Below are 14,254 nucleotides of genomic sequence, written 5' to 3'. Positions count from 1 at the left end.
ACGAGTGTTTGATACTCGACGATGAGTGTTTGATACTCGACAACGAGTGTTTGATACTCGACGACGAGTGTTTGATACTCGATGACGAGTGTTTGATACTCGATGACGAGTCTTTGATACTCGACGACGAGTCTTTGATACTCGACGACGAGTCTTTAAAAGGGAGAGTAAAAGACAAGGGAGAATCTATCAAAAATATTCTGCGTGTCACCGTGTCCCCCTTCCCTTGTCTTCAATCCCAGATCCTCAAGCTCTATTCCTTGGCTGAACCAATCGGTTTTTGTCCTGCTGAAATGCTCTGTCCAGCTTGAGTTAAACCAGCTGTAATACTACGGAAATATAAACCACCAACAGTTAGTAAAAATACAACATATCCAACTGCTTGCACAACATAAAGATGTTCTCTATAGCCAAATAGGGCTTTGATGACAATACCAGGAAATTTTTGTTCTGGCAGAATATTGGCTGTATTCCAAACCATTGGCCCTAGTATACAAGAATGAATTTTAGTAAACCTTTCGTAGTAAAAACAAAGGCTTTCAGAAGCGCGATTACTCAGGGCATAATTAGCAGCAGCTTCGTCAAAATTATGTAATGCAGAAATTACTAATCCACCAACAATTAATACCAGCAAAATACCCATGACCTGGAAAAATTGGCGGATGTTGATTTTGACTCCCCACTTAAATAAAAGCACACCAATTCCTGCTGCAACTGCAATCCCGCCAATCGCACCAAGCGCCGGAATTAGTCCTTGTTGAAAATTAGCAGCAATGAATAAAACTGTTTCAAAACCTTCACGAACAACGGCAATTAAAATTAAGCTAAAAACACCCCAGCCAGCATTGGTATTATCTTTTAAAGCATCTGTCACCGCTCCCTCTACTTGAGCTTTCATAAATCTGGCTTGTTTGGTCATCCAGATGAGCATCCAACTGAGCATAGCGATCGCCACTAAACTGAAGACAGTTTCCATTAATGGTTCAACTACAGATGTGTACTGGGGATTAATTGCTCCCAATACTTGTATTATCCAACTAAACAGCAGACCAATCAGCGCACTCAAGGCAATACCAACACCGATACCAGCATACACCCAAGGGTTGAGTCGCGATTGTTTAGCTTTTTTCAACAAAGCCAAGACAATACCAACCACTAAGGCTGCTTCTACTCCTTCTCGGAGTGTAATTACAAAAGTAGGTAGAGCAGTACTAAAGTTCATCTTTAAAATTAGTCCAAAGTCAATAGTCCAGAGTCAATAGTCCAGAGTCAATTGTCCAAAGTCAATTGTCCAGAGTCAATTGTTCAGAGTCAATTGTCCAGAGAATTTCAAATTGACCATTGACAATTGACCATTGACAATTGACCCTTGACTACTAACTAAAATCGCGTAACATTTTCTTCAGTTCAAGATTATGCATCTCTTCTTGACCGATCATATTTCGAGCGAATTCTTCAAGATAAATGCTGGCATCACTGACTGTATCAAGCAAATTTTTATACAGATCTAGCGCTTTTTTCTCATGTGACAAGCTTTCTTCCAAAATATGCTTGACTGAATGTTTGTAACTTTCTTCGATTGGTGCAATTTTCAGGGTCGGGTGTCCATCTAAACCTGTGAGAATTTCTCCTACTTGTTGAGCGTGAAGTAAAGATTCGCTTGCTTGGGCTTTAAAAAAGGTAACAATCGGAATGCGATTCGGGCCAGTTACCATCAAAGAGTAATGAGTGTAACGCACAACTCCTGCCAATTCAAATTCCATGATGGCATTGAGCAGGTCGATAGTCTTGTTTTGGTCAAGTTCTTGCATCAGTATTTTAGTCTTCGCTAGAGGTCAGAAGTTTTTGGTGATGAGCAAAAAGTTAGAGACTATCTAACTTTTTATTTATCACTAAATTTTAAACTCCGACTTTGGAACAAAAAGTCAAAGGTAAGCGACTCTTGTGTTGATTTTGAGGACTCAAGTCCACCCTTCAGGTAGACACGAAGTGGGTTCTGAAAGTAGTCGCTCTTACGAGCGTCTACACTACAAACTTCATTATCGCTGTGCTTGGGTTTTGGAATTGTCAATCACTTTTTGAGATGCTGATTCTATCGCTTTGATTTCTTTGGTGACTTCTTCTGGAGTATTAACTGGTTTGGCTGGTGGAATCACGGTAGGCCAAGCTTTTTTGAGTTGAGTCATACTCGCTTTAATTGCTTTGTCTGCGTCTGGATGATCTTTTGCCATTTGGCTCTTGATACCTTGGTACAATTCGTCAGCGTAGATTACAAAACCACGGGAATCTTGATATTCAATGGCTGCGGCAATTTTACCATTGGCGATCGCTGCACCATATTCTGAGTTTGCAGAATCTAACAAACCGTTAATGACTTGGAGTACAAAGGAAGGTTGGGTGCGTTGTGCTTCTGGTAATGCTGCGATCGCTTGATCTACTGATTCCATTGAAGTAGTAAAATTAGTTTTGACTTTGGCATCTTTGGGGTTAGATTTCACCAAATCTTGCAAACTCACCAAAGTTGTTTTGAATTCTTTGACTTTGCGATCGTTCAATTGCTCTTCTACATCAACATAAATCTCTTCAACTGGGTGTCCAATATGAGGTTCAGCCTGTTTTGGTTGATTTTGATCCAAAAGTTCTTGCGCTACGATCAAATGTCCTTTCATCAATCCTAGCTTTGTTATGTAATCAATATCTTTGGCTTCTCCGGTCAAAACCACTTCTTGAACAGTCACCTGATCCTTAATTTTGTCAAACTGTTCTTGGCTAATAACCTTCTTGCTAACTAATTCCTCTGGACTAGCGTAAGGGCGATTTGCCTGAATTTTATTCGATAATGCTGGTACACCTAGCTGCGCCTCAAATTTATCCAACTCAGACAAAATAGCTGTATTGATGTTAATTTGTTTTTTGCTACCATGACCGCTATGGCTCACTGCTTCAGTTGTTTGTGCAACAGAGTTCGGAGTATTAGTTGCTGGTGAATTTTCGGTGGTTGAAGTACCACCATTATTACAAGAACTCAAGGTTACTATGGCACAAGCAGCGACAGCCAAACATACATAACGAAAATTTTTCATTTTGCTCCTGGGGATCTGTAAAAGCAAGCAAGTAAAAGCGTTTGTTAGCTATATCAGCAGTTAAATATGTCAAATTGTTATGGTGATATTTGACAGCTTCTCTTAGATTTTGCTAAGTTATTCTTGCACCTAGTGAGAGTTTTTATCAACTAGTTGACTATGCCATAAGGTAAAATTTAATAATTAGTTCCAGTTTTATTACTATATAATTAAGATTTATTATCGATAATTCCTCCAAAATAATGGTAAATGCTGCTAATTTTCCTGTTGGGATTGCTTAAATCAAAAAATAATATTTAGTGCTGAACAAATACAGCGAATTTTCAAAGCATTTGCTTGTTATTCATTTTTTGGGCTGCTTTGAATCATGGTTTGGCTAGAAACACAACGTCTAATCCTCAGAGACTTCCAGCAAAAAGACGTCTATCAACTTGCACCCATTCTTGCAAATTCACGAGTCATGGAATTTTCTGTTAGTGGGATTCTCTCAGTATCCCAAACGCAAGCGAAAATAGACAATTTCATAACTTCATATAAAGCATTTGGATTCGGGAAGTGGGCTATCATCTTCAAACAAACTAACGAATTGATTGGTTACTCTGGAATTGCAATCGAGCAAATTGATAATGTAGCTGAACCAGAGATTGGATATCGATTAGATCCAGAATTTTGGGGTAGGGGGTTAGCAACTGAAGCAGCATCAGCAACCATTCAATACGGATTTGAGGAACTCAAGCTTCCATACATTCTTGGAATTGTCGAGCGAGCAAATACAGCATCAGTCAGAGTCCTTGAAAAGTTGGGGATGAGATACGAAAGGGAAACAATTTTTCACGGTATTGAGATGGATGTTTATCGGTTAGATGTCGCAACTTAACAAATAGCTGGAGTAGAGACGTGAAATTTCGCGTCTCTACTGGGTCGATATTGCTATTTTGCTTAAGTATTTTTCGCTGTATTTTGGGAATTTGTTTCAGCAACGACTTCAAATAAGCCCATACATCCATTTTCTGCGATCGCATCTTGATGGGGGTGAAACATATACTTACCTGGATAGCGAAAAGCAAATTCTAAGATGTGACGTTCTGCTACACCCATCGTAACTACATCGCTTTTTTGGCTGGGAGTCAGAGTCATTCCAGTCGGATAAACATTAAAAAAATTAGCGTGCAAGTGAAATGTCACTGCGGGGTCAAATTCAATAATGTTGAGAACATATAATCGAATCAACTGATTTTGGTAAATACGAATCGGATGATCCATGTAGTAATGGGGTAAACCATTAAAGGCATAATATTCATTGTGATTATCGTCATTGACATCATACCCAGCCATTACCAATACAATTTCATCCGCAGCTGGGCGCGACTTGGGCGGATCAATTATAAACATGCCGTATAATCCTTTGGCAATATGTCGAGTCACCGGTTCAATGTGACAGTGATAGAGATGAACACCAAAGGGTTCAGCATCAAATTCATAAATTGTGGCCTTACCATTGCTAACTGGACGAACACCGTCCATTTCAGCAGGGTGAATACCGTGAAAATGTAAAGAGTGGGAATGTCCAGCTTTGTTGAGGAATAATATCCGTACGCGATCGCCTTGTTTTGCTCTCAGTGTCGGCCCAGGTATACGACCATTCAAATCCCAGATATTGTACGATACAGCACTATTAAGTTGAATCTCCGAAGTTCCAGCAGTTAGGCGAAACTCCCGGATTGTCCGCCCATTTTCTCGCTTCAGCGTCCCATAATCAAAATTTCGCAATACTTGTACCGGGTTGACAGCGCTGTTAATATTTTCCTGTGTCTCCAAAGGTGGTACTCTCACCAATTGCTTTTGTGCAGCTAATCTATCCCATACCACAGCTGCGCCAGCAACACCCGCACCTGCTAATCCTAGCTTTAACAGTTGACGGCGATTCAAGAATTTTTCTTGATTGAGAGCAAAGTAGTCAGGCATGGTACTATCAGTAATGATTTGCAGCAAAAAATAAACTGCAAATTTTTTGCAATTACTTTATATTCATATAATAATTAAAAATTATTGTCAATTATTGTTTTTTGTCTGCAAGGAACTATAGATCCCCGACTTTTTTCAAAAGTCGGGGATCTCGCAGCCCATCAAAATTAATGTGGTGAACTAGTAGTTAGACAAAAACCAAGCTACCATTCCCAACTTGTAAAAAGCCGATCTCGATATTTTATGATAATGATAATCATGATATAAATAGTTGAAGAATAAAGGTTGCCAATATAAACTAAATCCTTATATATCTTCAAGGAATGGCTGATTTTGAGAATAATTCTTAAAGTAAAAGGTGTATTACCAATCCTGCTGGGAATTTTCAGCTTTTATATAGTCGTAAGTGCTGCTGCACCAGCCTATGGGATGCACATCATGGAAGGCTTTTTACCTGTAAACTGGGCAGTTTTTTGGTGGATAGTAGCTTTGCCATTTTTTGTATTGGGGTTACGGCGAATATCACACATTACCCAAGCCAACCCGCAATTAAAATTACTCTTAGCATTGGCGGGAGCATTTACGTTTGTGCTATCTGCTTTAAAAATGCCATCGGTGACAGGTAGTTGTTCCCATCCTACAGGAACAGGATTAGGAGCAATACTATTTGGCCCTTTGGCTATGTCTGTGCTGGGTAGTTTGGTACTTTTATTTCAAGCATTGCTCTTAGCTCACGGCGGTTTAACGACATTGGGAGCGAATGCATTTTCGATGGCGATCGCAGGGCCATTTGTCGCTTATTGGATTTATCGCTCAGTGATGACAACAGGTAAACAAAGATTAGCAATATTTCTGGCAGCTGCGATCGCAGATTTGGTTACTTATATCGTGACTTCAATCCAATTAGCTTTAGCATTTCCCGCACCAGTCGGCGGAATCATCGCTTCCTTTATGAAATTTGCAAGTATCTTTGCTATCACACAAGTTCCTTTAGCAATTAGTGAAGGATTGTTAACAGTACTAGTGTGGAACTGGCTTGCTAATTATGGTCGTCAAGAATTAGAAATGTTGCAGCTAATCAAGCAAGATGAGTAAGTCCGCACAAATGTACCAGACGCGCCTTAGCGAAGCCATGCGCCATAGCGCTATTGGCTCCTCTGGTACGAGTTGGGGTCGTCATTTAGCTAAGTTGGGAAGAATTCGTAGTGAGCGATTTATCGCTCTATTAAGCACTGAATTGCTTACTACAAACTAGGTAAATTTGATTTGTTGGGATAAATATGGATTATTAATTTATGACTCATTCAAAATCAAAAAATCAGAAACATCCATGGAATAATTGGTTATTACTATTAGCGGTAGTTGCATTGTCAGCAACACCATTGATAGTACTAAAAGATGCTGAGTTTGGTGGCGCAGATGGTCAAGCTCAAGAAGCTATTAAAGAGATACAGCCGAAATATGAACCTTGGTTTAATTCATTAATTCAAATATCTAGTTCGGAAGTACAAAGCCTTTTATTTGCCGTGCAAGCAGCAGCAGGTGCTGGTGTCATTGGTTATGTAATTGGACTTTATAAAGGGCGCTCAGAACAACAAAATCATCATAATGAAAATTCAGATTGATACCCTAGCTTATACTAATCGATTGTGTTGGTTGCCACCTGAACAAAAACTACTGTTTGCTAGCGTTTTACTAATAATTTCAGCCTTTGCTCATCCTTTTGTACAGATTATGATTGCACTTTGGATGAGTCTTTGGATAGTGATTTACGCAGGTATTCCTAGCAAAATATATTTGAAATTAATTTACGTAGCAGCTTTTTTTTGGTTAACTAGTTTACCCGCTTTAGTCATTAATGGGATAGAAGTATCTCATCTCAATTTAGTAAAAAATGACTCAATTATCGGATTAGCTTTTGGCAATTATTACTTATATATCAGTCATGATGGCGCTGTACAGGGTTTAACAATTTTAACACGAGCTTTAGCTTCTCTTTGTTGTTTGTATTTTATTGTTCTGACCATTCCTTTTACTGCACTCTTGCAAACTCTCAGGCGTATAGGCTGTCCAGTAATAATTACAGAATTGTTGTTACTGATGTATCGCTTTATTTTTGTGCTATTAAACACAGCTTCTGAGTTATGGATTGCTCAACAAGCCCGTGGAGGATACCGTACTTTTGCTACGGGGATGAGAAGTTTAGCGCTATTAATTGGGCAACTTCTCAAACGCACAATAGAAAACTATCGTCAAGTTTCCTTGAGCTTAGAATCCAGGGGTTTTAACGGAGAATTGCGAGTTTGGCATCCCCATCGTTATCATCAATCAAAGCGTTATACGATAGAAGCTCTTTTTGGCTGCGCTTTATTAATAGCATTAGAATGGGGGCAGAATGCAGGAATGGTTACTCGAATTTGAACAAGTAGATTATACTTATTCAGGTGCTAAAGAATCAGCAATTAATCATCTCAATTTCAAAATACCAGCTAAAAAAAAGTGTGCATTAATTGGTCAAAATGGTTGTGGAAAAACTACTCTATTTCTATTAGCTAATGGTTTATACAAACCAGAACGAGGGAAAATAATTTGGCAAAGAAAGCCACTACAATATGACCGCAAATCTTTAGTAAAATTGCGTCAACAAGTTGGCGTGGTTTTTCAAGATCCCGAACAACAATTAGTTGCTTCTACAGTAGAAGAAGATATTTCCTATGGATTATGTAATTTAGGTTTACCAGACATTGAAATTCAACAGCTAGTCGAACAAGCATTAATTGAATTTGATTTAATCAAACTTGCTCAAAGACCTGTACATCATTTAAGTTTAGGTCAAAAAAAGCGAGTATCGATCGCAGATGTGATGGTACTCAAACCAGAATTATTATTGTTAGATGAACCAACAGCATATTTAGATAAACTGCATACTCGTAAGTTGATGACGACTTTACAAAATATCCATGCTGCTGGCACAACAATAGTTATGGCAAGCCATGATCTTGATTTAGTTTATCGTTGGGCAGATTGGATATTTGTGATGGATCGAGGAAGGCTGATGTTAGAAGGAAAGCCCCAGGATGTGTTTAATCAACGCGAAATTCTTGAGGAATTACAACTTGGAGTACCTTTAATTTGTCAGATATTGTCTGCTGTTGATGAAATTACTAAAGATGAAGCTATTTTAGAGCAATTACAACAGCGAATATTAAATGAATTTCTTTATTTTTAGAAATTCACTAGTATTGCTGAACTAAAGTTTTTCGCCCCTCTTCTTAAAATTTGGCGATCGCATTTGGGAGGACATCCCTATCGGTTGCAGTTGGCATTTTATTACCTACAACAGCAGACAATAACCCTGGAAGAACTCTTAGAAAATTCTGCCATCGCCGCTGCCATCTATTTAAATAAATCATAAACATCTCAGACATTTCACAAAAAAATTGCAAAAAGAGGATCAAAAGTCGTAATTTCACAAAAATTATTTATTTTATATTTTGTTTAATTACAATATTTAACAATCAAAATCATAAGTAAATTATTTTATACAAATTTTCTTGTCAATAATCCTGAAGTAAGAGGATAAAATCCCCCAAGAGGGCATTGCACGAAAGGGGTAAATTTTGTTTCTTATGAATTAGTTTCATGCTTTAGTTTCATGCTGGGGCTATTAAGAATTTATTTGTGCCAATAAAAACAAAAACAGGGGAACCGAATGCATATTCCTGATGGTTTTATTTCTCCGCCAGTAGCAGTCGTTACTGGTGTGGCAAGTGTGGCGATGTTGGGTATTTCATTAACGCGATCGCGAGATGCTTTTGGAATTAAACACGCACCTATTTTAGGTTTAACTACTGCCTTTATTTTTGCTGCTCAGATGATTAATTTTCCTGTTGCAGGCGGTACTAGTGGTCACTTATTAGGAGGAACTCTCGCAGCAATTATTCTTGGTAATCCTTGGGCAGGTACAATATGCATCGCCACGGTTTTAATTATTCAGGCTGTGCTGTTTGCTGATGGGGGAATCACCGCCTTAGGAGCAAATATTTTTAACATGGCAATAGTGGGAGTCTGGGTTGGCTGGAGTTTAACCCAAACTTTACAGCGATTATTTGGGGGTTACAAAAGCCGTTTACCATTAGCAGCTGGAATCGCTGCTGCTGTGAGTGTAGTTGTGGCTGCGATCGCTTGTGCGATTGAGTTGGCTATTTCAGGAACAGCACCTCTAGGGTTAGTTTTACCAGCCATGACTGGTGTACACATTTTGATTGGGATTGGCGAGGGTTTGATTACTTCCGGCGTGTTGACTTACTTAGCCACAGTTCGACCAGATTTGTTACCAACAGAAGAACGACAATTAAGAGGGTGGGTAATACCAATAGTAAGTATTCTTTTGATTTCTGGTTTACTTTCCTTGGTAGCTTCTGCATGGCCAGATGGCTTGGAAAGAGTTGCTGAAAACTTAGGGTTTATAAACCTCGCCGAAGAGGTAAGAGTGATAGTACCAACACCTCTAGCCGATTACGGTATAGAAGGATTGGGTGCTATTGGTACAAGTATTGCTGGGATTATTGGATCAATCGTTTGCTTTGGTGTTGCTTTTGGTATTGCTCAGGTAGTGAAACCAAAGAATGCTTAAATTATCATTACCATTACCCTTACGTTTGCAGCTATCTCTAGTTGTTGTCATTGGAGCAGCTTTATTAAAATATGAAGCTTGGGATGCTCTAGCTGCATATGCTTCTATTGCACTCCTTTGGGCTGTCTTCTTACGCGCACCGATTCCTCAACTCACAGGCTTGTTGGGTACAGAATTAATTTTTCTGTCATTAGTGGCTTTACCTTTAGGATGGGAACGAGCCAGTTTTCTATTGGTTCGTTCTTTGGTTTGCTTGCTGACAATGAATAGTTTTTTGTTAACTTTACCACCACACAGTTTTGGTATTGCTCTGAAAGCTTTACCTGTTCCGGGTGGTTTGAAGCAAAGTTTATTGTTAGCAGGACAATACTTAGAAATCTTATTGGCAGAAGTTCAGAGAATGCAACGTGCTGCTCAATTGCGGGGTATTAATGGCCCTGGTGGGTGGTTACGTTACGCTAGTGCAGCGATGATTGGTAGTTTGTATCTCCGCAGTTTAGAAAGAGCAGAGCGAGTTTATGCAGCAATGGTAGCTCGTGGTTATACAGGAGAACTACCTGTAGATTCAAGATTAACAGCAAAAGAAAGATTAATTTTGTTAGTTGCTTGTGCGATCGCGGCTACTTTAACCGTAGCTTCTTATTTATAATTTGCGATCTCACCCCTGGCTTGGTTCCTCCTTTCCTTCTTCTTTTATGACTTAATGACTAATTTCTCCTGTTGAAGGGTACAATAAATGCCGATTGTCTTCCAAACTTTGAAAGCTTCATGATCTCCAGTAACGACTTTCGACCTGGTGTCTCTATTGTTTTAGATGGATCTGTATGGCGGGTAGTGGAATTCCTCCACGTTAAGCCTGGAAAAGGTTCCGCATTTGTACGGACAAAGTTGAAAAATGTCCAAAGTGGGAGCGTGGTGGAAAGGACGTTCCGAGCAGGGGAAACCGTACCACAAGCGACTTTGGAAAAAAGTACGATGCAGCATACCTATAAAGACGGCGATGATTACGTCTTTATGGACATGGAAACCTATGAGGAAGGTAGATTAAGCGCATCTCAAATTGGCGATCGCGTCAAGTACCTCAAAGAAGGTATGGAAGCTAACGTCGTTCGTTGGGGTGAACAAGTACTAGAAGTAGAACTACCTAACTCTGTGGTGTTAGAAGTGGTGCAAACTGATCCTGGTGTTAAAGGTGACACGGCTACTGGTGGCAGTAAACCTGCGACTGTAGAAACTGGTGCAGTTGTGATGGTTCCTTTGTTTATTAGCCAAGGAGAACGTATCCGCATTGACACCAGAAATGACACATACCTGGGCAGGGAGTAAATTGTAACTCAGCAAAGATGGAAATCTGTATTTCTATCCCTAGCGGGGATTTCCATCCCTGCCTCGTTTAATATTTAATCTTTACCAAAAAGTCTATCTACCACTAAACTCATCATCAAGTGCATACACCAAAACGTATGCAAAAGTTAATAGGTAATGGGTAATTGGTAATAAAAATAATATTTATGAAATTTTTGTTACCTTCTGCCCTCAGCATAAGTGCCTACCTACACGCCCGCCGCTCCGCGTCTACTGCCTTTTTTAATGCATTATGAGGTAATCAAAGCTGTGCCATTGGACTTTAATGAAATTCGTCAATTGTTGGAAACTATTGCCAAAACAGATATTACAGAAGTAGCACTTAAAAGCAACGATTTTGAAATCACGGTACGTAAAACTATAACTACTACTTCTGGAGTGTCAACAGCAACCGTATTGTCTTCAGGCGTTAATACTGGCTCAGAATTACCGCTTGTCGCGTCAACTCCAGCAGTAGCATCTTCTTCCACACCAGAGGTGACAGCAAGCCGTACTATTGATATTCCAGCTACTACAGGTGTACAATCACCAGCAACTCACTCACCGCTAGAGCAAAAAAAATATACAGAAGTTACTTCCCCAATGGTGGGAACATTTTATCGAGCTCCTGCACCTGGAGAAGCAACATTTGTAGAAGTAGGCGATCGCATCCGTAGCGGTCAAACTGTGTGTATTATTGAAGCCATGAAACTGATGAATGAAATCGAAGCCGAAGTATCCGGACAAGTAGTCGAAATTCTTGTTCAAAATGGCGAACCTGTAGAATATGGTCAACCTTTGATGCGAATTAACCCAGATTAAGATTAATCTACTAATGTCTAAATCTGTAAAATTTCTCAGTTCAGTTCTTCCGAGACAATCCTGATGAAACAAACGTTGCCTGTACCGCCAGAAGTTGTGCAACAAGTAGCTGAATACTTCAGCTTGTTGAGTGAACCAATGCGCCTGCGATTGTTGCATTTATTGCGGGATGATGAAAAATGCGTACAAGAGTTGGTAGAGGCAACCCAAACGTCACAAGCAAATGTGTCAAAGCACCTGAAGGTAATGTGGCAAGCGGGAATTCTCAGCCGTCGCAGTGAAGGAACTTGTGCCTACTACCGGGTGGAAGACCAGATGATTTTTGAATTATGTAACCGAGTTTGCGATCGCCTCGCCAGCAGGTTAGAACAACAAGCTCGGAGTTTTCGTGTATTGAACACAAAGTAATTAGTCATTAGTCGTTTGTCATTTGTCATTAGTCAGTGGATAGGGAACTGTTAACAGGGAACAGAGAGATAAACTAACGAACATGCCCAATGCCCAACGGCAAACGACAAACGGCAAACGACTAATGACTAATGACCAATGACTAAGGTTGAAAATTTTCGTTAAAGTTTTGGCGTGTGAGTGGCTGTTCTAATTCTAAACCTTCGCCCCCTAACACATCGAGTTGCTTACCGTCTACATCAATATATACTTGGGCATTCGGATTTAAACTAGTAGCTGTGTAAACAATTTGACCTAAACGACCTTGCATAGAAGTGCTTCCGCCGCCACTGGTAAATTCTCCAGACAAATTGACACGAACAGTATCAGCTTGAACATCTACACCTAAGACTTTTGTTCCTGGAGGAATTGTACTCGAACCATTACTTCCTTCTGTAGGTCCTTCTAATAAGCGTTGAAAAGCTGCTGTTAAAAATTGGTTGGGTTGGTTACGATTTGCTTGCACCTGGATTGATTGAGAAACCAGTTGAAAATTTTTTCCAGTATCTTGTAACCAATAAATTTGGGTTGTTTGTTCATTTGCTACTTGTGGCGGATTACCCGGTACAAGGCGTTCTGAGGGTGTAGGGTTGGGGTTTTGAGTGGAATTCCAAGTTAATAAGCCGACTCCGCCTCCTACCACTACAACTGCTGCTGAAATAGCTGCTACTATACCAGAAGAAACCCGTTTAGATTCTTGTTGCTGACTCATATACAAAACCTTCCTTGAACTCTTGATACTATGCTACGTGAAGAGAAGTTTGGTTAAAGACGAGACTTACTAACGGCGAGTTTCCAACAACTTAGAAGATGGTTCTACTCTGAAAAATGCTGCCATTTCTAATTTTCCTGGCATCATTTTCCATTTTAGAATTCGCATTTGTAATCCGTCGCCTTCCAAATTACGTAAATCTAATTGTTGATTTATGTTACTAAGAATCAAATTGAGAAATTCTGCTGGAAATTCTTGTCCATCAAGTGATACTTGTGGATCAACTAGCTGAAATTGTCTGCCACCAACGATACTTAATCCAGAATTAATTTTAAATAAAAGCGGTATTACCTCCTCGTCGCTTTGTAACTCTACCTGAAAAATAAATCTATTATTAGCTAGGAATTCTAGCTTGGGATTGGCAAAATTAGAGGCTTGGGCAAATTGCAAACCAGAAGAATTCCGTTTATTAAACTTTTGCACCCTATTGAGAAAATCTGGTGATTGTAAAAGTTTATTGATATCTTGCTCTGTGATCACCAAACGTACTCCAGCCTGCAAAGGTTGTTTTAATTTGGGTGATCTTTGACTGAGACTACTTAGGTCAAATTCTATTTGATCAGTTTCTAATTCTAAAACTGCGATGCGAAAATCTTGTTGTTTTAATTGCAAAGAACGCCCTGCAATTAACACTCTTTCCACTTTACCTTGCAGTAATTGATAACTAGGAGCATTATCCACCCTTACTTGTAGTTGTTCTACTGTCGAAAACTGCGATTTAATCGCATTTTCAGCAGTCTGATCAATTACCAATCCTACAGGAGCAACTACACCCAACAGGCTAGATATGAGGATTGTCAGAAATTCCATATTATTTTGRAGGGAKAGGRGATRGGRGATCGGGGATAGGGGATCGGGGACAAGGGAGAGTGAGGACAAGGGAAGGAAGAGTGGGGAGACAYGGGAAGGAAGAGTGGGGAGACACGGGAAGGAAGAGTGGGGAGACACGGGAAGGGAGAGTGGGGAGACACGGAGGACACGGAGGACACGAAGGACAAGAAAGACAAAGGAGAATAACCAATGTCTAATGCCCAATGACGCCAGGTGCTAAAACGGAGGAGCCACTGCGGTGGACGGATTTCCCGGCATAAAGCACGTGGCGTGGAACCTCCAAGGGCGCACTGGCTCCCCAATGCCCACTGCCCAATGCCCACTGCCCAATGCCCAATGCCCAATGCCCAATGC

Annotated in this window: 18 protein-coding genes and 1 pseudogene; 13 read left to right on the top strand and 6 right to left on the bottom strand. The window is 40.0% G+C overall.

The features are described 5' to 3' along the window. Positions 1-311: pseudogene (locus B4U84_RS31480) on the top strand (hypothetical protein); the annotation flags it as partial. Here the strand turns inward: B4U84_RS31480 and B4U84_RS05985 are convergent. The 3 genes from B4U84_RS05985 to B4U84_RS05975 form a co-directional block, all read right to left on the bottom strand. Further along, positions 254-1,222: an FTR1 family iron permease gene (locus B4U84_RS05985; protein ID WP_131116108.1), complete on the bottom strand. Its 969-nt coding sequence runs from the start codon at positions 1,220-1,222 to the stop codon at positions 254-256. The pseudogene B4U84_RS31480 and the gene B4U84_RS05985 overlap by 58 nt on opposite strands. Before the next feature lie 154 nt (positions 1,223-1,376). Next, positions 1,377-1,811: a ferritin-like domain-containing protein gene (locus tag B4U84_RS05980; RefSeq protein ID WP_131116106.1), complete on the bottom strand. Its 435-nt coding sequence runs from the start codon at positions 1,809-1,811 to the stop codon at positions 1,377-1,379. A gap of 228 nt (positions 1,812-2,039) precedes the next feature. Continuing rightward, positions 2,040-3,083: a ComEA family DNA-binding protein gene (locus B4U84_RS05975; RefSeq protein WP_131116104.1), complete on the bottom strand. Its 1,044-nt coding sequence runs from the start codon at positions 3,081-3,083 to the stop codon at positions 2,040-2,042. A 367-nt stretch (positions 3,084-3,450) separates the two neighbouring features. Here B4U84_RS05975 and B4U84_RS05970 point away from each other — a divergent pair, with 367 nt between their 5' ends. Next, entirely contained in the window at positions 3,451-3,960 is a 510-nt protein-coding gene (locus B4U84_RS05970) for a GNAT family N-acetyltransferase (RefSeq protein WP_131116102.1), read from the top strand. 62 nt (positions 3,961-4,022) lie between these two features. Here B4U84_RS05970 and B4U84_RS05965 read toward each other — a convergent pair whose 3' ends face one another. Continuing rightward, positions 4,023-5,048: a multicopper oxidase domain-containing protein gene (locus B4U84_RS05965; RefSeq protein ID WP_131116100.1), complete on the bottom strand. Its 1,026-nt coding sequence runs from the start codon at positions 5,046-5,048 to the stop codon at positions 4,023-4,025. A gap of 333 nt (positions 5,049-5,381) precedes the next feature. Here B4U84_RS05965 and B4U84_RS05960 point away from each other — a divergent pair, with 333 nt between their 5' ends. From B4U84_RS05960 to B4U84_RS05915, 11 genes are all read left to right on the top strand, one after another. Further along, positions 5,382-6,143: an energy-coupling factor ABC transporter permease gene (locus B4U84_RS05960; protein WP_131116098.1), complete on the top strand. Its 762-nt coding sequence runs from the start codon at positions 5,382-5,384 to the stop codon at positions 6,141-6,143. After that, on the top strand, positions 6,136-6,303 hold the full coding sequence (locus tag B4U84_RS30380) for a hypothetical protein (protein WP_165490249.1): 168 nt from the start codon (positions 6,136-6,138) through the stop codon (positions 6,301-6,303). Before B4U84_RS05960 ends, B4U84_RS30380 begins: the two co-directional genes overlap by 8 nt. Before the next feature lie 40 nt (positions 6,304-6,343). After that, positions 6,344-6,673 (top strand): energy-coupling factor ABC transporter substrate-binding protein, encoded by a 330-nt coding sequence (locus tag B4U84_RS05955; protein ID WP_017309265.1) that lies wholly within the window; start codon positions 6,344-6,346, stop codon positions 6,671-6,673. Further along, positions 6,657-7,469 carry a cobalt ECF transporter T component CbiQ gene (gene cbiQ, locus B4U84_RS05950; protein ID WP_131116096.1) on the top strand — a complete coding sequence of 271 codons (813 nt, stop codon included), beginning with the start codon at positions 6,657-6,659 and terminating at the stop codon, positions 7,467-7,469. Before B4U84_RS05955 ends, cbiQ begins: the two co-directional genes overlap by 17 nt. Continuing rightward, positions 7,444-8,277, top strand: coding sequence for an energy-coupling factor ABC transporter ATP-binding protein (locus tag B4U84_RS05945; protein WP_131116094.1), 834 nt, complete (start codon positions 7,444-7,446; stop codon positions 8,275-8,277). Before cbiQ ends, B4U84_RS05945 begins: the two co-directional genes overlap by 26 nt. Positions 8,278-8,340: 63 nt before the next feature. Beyond that, on the top strand, positions 8,341-8,463 hold the full coding sequence (locus B4U84_RS31895) for an AAA-like domain-containing protein (RefSeq protein ID WP_278248298.1): 123 nt from the start codon (positions 8,341-8,343) through the stop codon (positions 8,461-8,463). A gap of 297 nt (positions 8,464-8,760) precedes the next feature. Further along, a complete protein-coding gene (locus B4U84_RS05935) occupies positions 8,761-9,684 on the top strand; it encodes an energy-coupling factor ABC transporter permease (protein ID WP_131116092.1) in 924 nt (307 codons plus the stop codon). After that, positions 9,677-10,333 carry an energy-coupling factor transporter transmembrane component T family protein gene (locus B4U84_RS05930; RefSeq protein ID WP_131116091.1) on the top strand — a complete coding sequence of 219 codons (657 nt, stop codon included), beginning with the start codon at positions 9,677-9,679 and terminating at the stop codon, positions 10,331-10,333. Before B4U84_RS05935 ends, B4U84_RS05930 begins: the two co-directional genes overlap by 8 nt. 119 nt (positions 10,334-10,452) lie before the next feature. Beyond that, on the top strand, positions 10,453-11,010 hold the full coding sequence (gene efp / locus B4U84_RS05925; RefSeq protein WP_017309271.1) for an elongation factor P: 558 nt from the start codon (positions 10,453-10,455) through the stop codon (positions 11,008-11,010). A gap of 288 nt (positions 11,011-11,298) precedes the next feature. After that, positions 11,299-11,850: an acetyl-CoA carboxylase biotin carboxyl carrier protein gene (gene accB / locus B4U84_RS05920; RefSeq protein WP_131118738.1), complete on the top strand. Its 552-nt coding sequence runs from the start codon at positions 11,299-11,301 to the stop codon at positions 11,848-11,850. A 63-nt stretch (positions 11,851-11,913) separates the two neighbouring features. After that, positions 11,914-12,258: an ArsR/SmtB family transcription factor gene (locus B4U84_RS05915; protein ID WP_017309273.1), complete on the top strand. Its 345-nt coding sequence runs from the start codon at positions 11,914-11,916 to the stop codon at positions 12,256-12,258. A 142-nt stretch (positions 12,259-12,400) separates the two neighbouring features. Here B4U84_RS05915 and B4U84_RS05910 read toward each other — a convergent pair whose 3' ends face one another. Together B4U84_RS05910 and B4U84_RS05905 are read right to left on the bottom strand one after the other, a co-directional pair. Next, positions 12,401-13,009, bottom strand: a complete 609-nt coding sequence (locus B4U84_RS05910; RefSeq protein ID WP_131116089.1) for a GerMN domain-containing protein — start codon at positions 13,007-13,009, stop codon at positions 12,401-12,403. A gap of 69 nt (positions 13,010-13,078) precedes the next feature. Continuing rightward, positions 13,079-13,879, bottom strand: coding sequence for an LmeA family phospholipid-binding protein (locus B4U84_RS05905; RefSeq protein ID WP_131116087.1), 801 nt, complete (start codon positions 13,877-13,879; stop codon positions 13,079-13,081). Between the last annotated feature and the right edge of the window lie 375 nt (positions 13,880-14,254).

Source organism: Westiellopsis prolifica IICB1 (assembly GCF_004323185.1).
GTDB classification, from domain to species: Bacteria; Cyanobacteriota; Cyanobacteriia; order Cyanobacteriales; family Nostocaceae; genus Pelatocladus; species Pelatocladus prolificus_A.
This window is presented reverse-complemented; position numbering and strand designations above follow the sequence as displayed.

What these genes read in the sequence shown, in the direction of transcription:
- B4U84_RS05930 (WP_131116091.1), top strand. Translation starts at nt 9,677, where the DNA reads ATGCTTAAATTATCATTACCATTACCCTTACGTTTGCAGCTATCTCTA.
- B4U84_RS05910 (WP_131116089.1), bottom strand. Translation starts at nt 13,009, where the DNA reads ATGAGTCAGCAACAAGAATCTAAACGGGTTTCTTCTGGTATAGTAGCA.
- B4U84_RS05905 (WP_131116087.1), bottom strand. Translation starts at nt 13,879, where the DNA reads ATGGAATTTCTGACAATCCTCATATCTAGCCTGTTGGGTGTAGTTGCT.
- B4U84_RS05985 (WP_131116108.1), bottom strand. Translation starts at nt 1,222, where the DNA reads ATGAACTTTAGTACTGCTCTACCTACTTTTGTAATTACACTCCGAGAA.
- B4U84_RS05975 (WP_131116104.1), bottom strand. Translation starts at nt 3,083, where the DNA reads ATGAAAAATTTTCGTTATGTATGTTTGGCTGTCGCTGCTTGTGCCATA.
- B4U84_RS30380 (WP_165490249.1), top strand. Translation starts at nt 6,136, where the DNA reads ATGAGTAAGTCCGCACAAATGTACCAGACGCGCCTTAGCGAAGCCATG.
- B4U84_RS05970 (WP_131116102.1), top strand. Translation starts at nt 3,451, where the DNA reads ATGGTTTGGCTAGAAACACAACGTCTAATCCTCAGAGACTTCCAGCAA.
- B4U84_RS05980 (WP_131116106.1), bottom strand. Translation starts at nt 1,811, where the DNA reads ATGCAAGAACTTGACCAAAACAAGACTATCGACCTGCTCAATGCCATC.
- B4U84_RS05955 (WP_017309265.1), top strand. Translation starts at nt 6,344, where the DNA reads ATGACTCATTCAAAATCAAAAAATCAGAAACATCCATGGAATAATTGG.
- B4U84_RS05965 (WP_131116100.1), bottom strand. Translation starts at nt 5,048, where the DNA reads ATGCCTGACTACTTTGCTCTCAATCAAGAAAAATTCTTGAATCGCCGT.
- B4U84_RS05935 (WP_131116092.1), top strand. Translation starts at nt 8,761, where the DNA reads ATGCATATTCCTGATGGTTTTATTTCTCCGCCAGTAGCAGTCGTTACT.
- B4U84_RS05915 (WP_017309273.1), top strand. Translation starts at nt 11,914, where the DNA reads ATGAAACAAACGTTGCCTGTACCGCCAGAAGTTGTGCAACAAGTAGCT.
- cbiQ (WP_131116096.1), top strand. Translation starts at nt 6,657, where the DNA reads ATGAAAATTCAGATTGATACCCTAGCTTATACTAATCGATTGTGTTGG.
- efp (WP_017309271.1), top strand. Translation starts at nt 10,453, where the DNA reads ATGATCTCCAGTAACGACTTTCGACCTGGTGTCTCTATTGTTTTAGAT.
- B4U84_RS05945 (WP_131116094.1), top strand. Translation starts at nt 7,444, where the DNA reads ATGCAGGAATGGTTACTCGAATTTGAACAAGTAGATTATACTTATTCA.